We start from the raw sequence: 4152 nt of genomic DNA on the forward strand, positions 1-4152 counted from the left end.
GGTGCGGCTCCATCTAGCGAGCCGCACCCGGCGTTCTTCGTTGCATCATGTCGACCGCGAGCGCGCGACGAGAATATCCGGGCCGAGACTTAGCTGGCAGGGTCGTATGCGAAGGCCCGCACCTCCTGCGCGCAGCGGCAAGCCACCGCGATCTTCGCAGCCCATTCCAAGGCCGAGTCATACGAGGGCAACTCCAGCACCGAGTAGCCGCCTTCGAGCTGCGTCGTCTGCGGGTAGGTGCCCTCGCTCACGGTCCCATCGCCGTCGACCATGACCGGCGGGATGCTCTCATCGATGCCGCCGCCGAAGACCCAGACGCCGGCGTCCTTCGCCTCCTGGACCACCGCATGCGACGCATCCGAAACGGCCGGCAGCTCCTCCTTTGAAACGCCCATGGCGGCACTCGGAAACGAGATCAGGTACTTTGTCATCGCGTCGGCTCCTTCTTCGCAGTACGGGATGTCCTGCATCCTCGCCGACGTCACCTCGCCGCGCAAGGATCTCGGCGGTTCCGCGGGACGCGCGTGGGGATGTTGCCTGTTCGTCCCATCTGGCAATGAAGCCCAGCGCGATAATCAGACGCCGACGGCGAGACGCTCGTAGGCAAGCGCGATCTCAAGCAGCCTGGCTTCGCTCCAGGGTGCTCCGACGAACTGCAGGCCGACGGGAAGCCCGGTCTTCTCGCCCATGCCTCCGGGAACCGAGATCGCCGGAAGTCCCGCGACCGAGATGCAGAAGGCGTACCGAATGAAGGTCTCAAAAGTATCCACGCTGCGGCCGTTGTGCTGCATCTGAACGTCTTCGGTGATGGGAACCGCTGTCGCGGGCGTCGTGGCCGTCAGAAGCACATCGACTCCCGCAAGAGCCTCGGCGAATCCTCGCCGGATCGCCGGCACCGTGCGGGACATTGCCTCCGCATATGCGAACGCCGGAACGGGCTGCGCCTCCGGCCCGATCTGGCTGCCCAGCGCAGCACGCACATCTGCGCCGAAGGACTGCAGGTTGCCAGCGATCCCGCCCTCAATGCCCGCCTCTCGCAGCGCCTCCTCGGTGAGCACGACATCCTCGGGGATCACGGTCAGGAACCCCGTATGGCTCGCATGCTCCACGTCCTTGACCGTCACGGGCACGAGGATCGCTCCGGCGCTCTCGAGCAGCTTGTAATTCTCAGCCAGCACCCGGTCTACTTCAGGAGTATTGTCGTCGGCGAAATATCCGTCCGGGATGCCGATCCGCACACCCTTTAGGTTCACGCCGGCTTCCGCAATGGCCGCAGGCAGCCGTGCACCGGAGGGGTCATCCGCCGCAAACGGGTCGAGCGGATCCGGACCCGAGGCGACCACCTTGAGAATGGCCGCCGCATCCGACACCGTTCGGGTGATCGGCCCGAGCACATCGTAACTCCACGACAGGCCTAGCATCCGACCGCGGCTAGCGCGGCCCAGAGTCGGCTTGAGTCCGACTACACCGCACAGGGCGGCAGGGATGCGAACCGAACCGCCGGTATCGGTACCGATTGCGGCGGAGCACAGTCGAGCTGCGACCGCGGCGCCCGAACCTCCGCTTGACCCGCCGGGGATCCGCAGCGGGTCATAGGGATTACGGACCGGTCCGAAGTGGGGGTTGTTGCTGGTGATCCCGAAGCCGCACTCATGAAGATTCGTTTTGCCCAACACCAAGGCGCCGGCCTTCTTGAGGAGTTGCACCGCAGTGGCGTCCTCGGTGGGGACAAAATTCTTAAGCGCAGCCGTACCACCAGTGGTGCGCGTTCCTGCTGTGAACAATGCGTCCTTGATGCCCAAGGGAATACCGTGCAACGGTCCAATAACCTCGCCCGAAGCCTGCAGATTGTCCATCCTCGCGGCCTCGGCCAGCACCTCGTCCCCACGGGTCAGCAGGAAGGAATTGAGCGTCTCGGGCTTGTCGAGCGCCTGTATCCGATCAAGATACATTTGTGTCAGCTCACGGCTGCTCAACTCGCCGTCACGAATGGCTCGTGCCTGCTCAGTCAGTGGGGCTGAAACCTCGGCCGCGTGAGGACCTGCCGCCGCCACCGGTGGCGGCGGGACAGATGATCGGACTTCTGGTGTCTTGGTCATGGTCGTTCCCTTCCTGTCGGGCCGCGTTCAGGCCCGAATAGATACAGGAAGTCTAGGTAAACATGATGCAGGTCACATCGGTAGAAGTGCGTATTTTCTGAACGATCGATCATGAATATTTAGCAAGCGACGCACTTTCGATCGCAACGCCCCGCTCCGGTTCCAGTCCACCCGTCTGAGGGCGGCAGTGATACGCCGCTAACATAGCCTCAGTCGACTGCTGCGCGACAAAGCTCGGTCGTAAGGTTTCAATCACTCCCTCTCCTGCTTCCCTGCAGGTCCGTTATGCCTCCCCGCGGACGCCGAAGGATCAGGAGTCGGAGTCAACCAGTGTGCCTAATAACGCGTGGCAGCACATTGTGACTCCAGTGGTAGGGACGCAGCCGATGAACGCTGAAACAATCGAAGGGTTGCCGACCGGGACCTGGTAGAAACCGCGCTCGAGGGCTCTGTCCAGATCATTTTCATCAGCATGTTCCGCGACCATCCGTATTACACGGCGGCAGTGGCGTGCCAGTTGCGCGTTTCGGCGGTATCGAGCTTGTCCAGCAGGACCGTGATGTGCCGCCATGGGAGTTGTCCAACAGGCTGATGGACTATAACCCGGCCAGCCACGCGAATCCGCGCATGTATAAGAGGTTACTGCGGGAGAAGCCCTCCGCCTCCCGGGACGCCGCACGGAGGCTCCCCGGTCAGGCGGAGGCAGAGCAGAGCCGGAGTGTCCTAGACGTCGTCCTGATGAGCCGCCCCGCCTTCGCCTTCCCAGGTTTCCAGGCGCTGGATCTTGGTGGCGTTGAACTTGCGGCGGACACCGTAGCCGCCGTGGTCGTCGTCGGCTATGAAGTCGACGCCGAACCTTTCCAAGGCGCGGCGCAGCTGCTCATTCTGCTCGGGGGTCAACGCTTGGTTGCCCTTTTCGAAGTCCCGAACCTGCTTCTTGTCCAGGTTCGCTGCCTTGGCGATCACCTTGGATGACACCTGCGTCAAAGCACGGGCCGCGCGGGCCAAGTCTGAAGGAATGAACGTCACTGGAATGGTCATACCCTGATCATCCCAGTCTTCGGGCAAAGGTCCAGTGGCCGAGTCCGTTGCCGTCGGGCAGGCGCAGCATCTCGGTAGAAGCGCGGTGTGAGACTCGCGGTCCGGCACCATTTCGCCCGAGGCATGCCCTAGGTTGGAGCCATGATCGCGATGCAAGCTCCAGATCCGCTCGAGGTTGTGGTCCGCAACGACGCCCCGGATGGGTGGGATGTTCTGGCTTCGCTCGGTCCGCTGGCGATCCTTCTGGCTGCCCTCATCGCAGCTTACATCGGCTGGCGCAGCATGCGGACTCAGGCAGAGGCAGATCGCCGGGCGCAGTGGTGGGCGAGGGCGGAGTGGGCACTGGATGCGTCGATGTCCCCGAGTATGGACCGGAAGGTGGTGGGGTTGGGGGTGCTGGCTCTCTTGGCCGAAAGTAACTTGGCCGGCGAAGAAGAGGCGCGGATTCTTCAGGTCGCTTCCAACGACATCTTGGCTCAAAAGGTCACAGCTGTTGAGGACGAGGAGGCCCTGCCGCCCTCCCCCAGAGCCGCTGAGCCCTCGCAACAGGACAGTGTCAGAATGCAGGCAGCCAGGCTCCGGGTCATGACGGACCACAAGCTGGAGCGCCAGACACCCGAGTGGATCGTGGAACTGGCCCAAACTTCGACCTAGTTCGCGTGCATGGCACAATGACGGCAGACTAAGCCCGGAGGAAATGCATGACAACCCACGATCAAACGACGTCAGAAACGCAGCAAAAGCCGAAAAGCTACCTGGAGTGGAAATTCTCCAGCGGCGGCAAAGTCTTCCGCGATGTGCTCGGCATTGCCTTCATATTTCTGTTCATCACCCTTTTCAATGTGGCCGGCAATGGGTTTTGGATGAACCTAGGCGGCGCCATCCTGATCGGCCTAGCCCTTGATGCCGTTGAATACCAGCACGAGGTACACCGGAGGCCCGCCGGCCGGAAAAGCGTGGTGCTCTGGCAGGTGCTGGCCGCGCTTGCCGTGACCATTCTGTACATCAGCCT

General features: G+C 62.6%; 5 protein-coding genes. 2 read left to right on the forward strand and 3 right to left on the reverse strand.

The window, feature by feature from the left end; all coding sequences use genetic code 11:
• Window positions 1-89 precede the first annotated feature (89 nt).
• The 3 genes from AC5RWT_RS35045 to AC5RWT_RS35055 form a co-directional block, all read right to left on the reverse strand.
• Window positions 90-431 carry a YciI family protein gene (locus AC5RWT_RS35045; protein ID WP_494084245.1) on the reverse strand — a complete coding sequence of 114 codons (342 nt, stop codon included), beginning with the start codon at window positions 429-431 and terminating at the stop codon, window positions 90-92.
• Between the two features lie 144 nt (window positions 432-575).
• Window positions 576-2054 (reverse strand): amidase, encoded by a 1479-nt coding sequence (locus AC5RWT_RS35050; protein ID WP_494084246.1) that lies wholly within the window; start codon window positions 2052-2054, stop codon window positions 576-578.
• Between the two features lie 768 nt (window positions 2055-2822).
• A complete protein-coding gene (locus AC5RWT_RS35055) occupies window positions 2823-3140 on the reverse strand; it encodes a helix-turn-helix domain-containing protein (RefSeq protein WP_494084247.1) in 318 nt (105 codons plus the stop codon).
• Window positions 3141-3281: 141 nt separating this feature from the next.
• Between AC5RWT_RS35055 and AC5RWT_RS35060 the strand changes: the two genes are divergently transcribed.
• The gene (locus AC5RWT_RS35060; RefSeq protein WP_494084248.1) at window positions 3282-3794 is read left to right on the forward strand and encodes a hypothetical protein; all 513 of its coding nucleotides are present in this window, start codon (window positions 3282-3284) and stop codon (window positions 3792-3794) included.
• Window positions 3795-3841: 47 nt separating this feature from the next.
• Window positions 3842-4152: hypothetical protein (locus AC5RWT_RS35065; protein ID WP_494084249.1), on the forward strand; the 311-nt coding region annotated here is incomplete at its 3' end.

It is taken from the genome of Arthrobacter sp. Dra40 (assembly GCF_059091905.1).

Coding starts and splice junctions, on each gene's coding strand:
- AC5RWT_RS35060 (WP_494084248.1), top strand. CDS start 3,282: ATGATCGCGATGCAAGCTCCAGATCCGCTCGAGGTTGTGGTCCGCAAC.
- AC5RWT_RS35055 (WP_494084247.1), bottom strand. CDS start 3,140: ATGACCATTCCAGTGACGTTCATTCCTTCAGACTTGGCCCGCGCGGCC.
- AC5RWT_RS35045 (WP_494084245.1), bottom strand. CDS start 431: ATGACAAAGTACCTGATCTCGTTTCCGAGTGCCGCCATGGGCGTTTCA.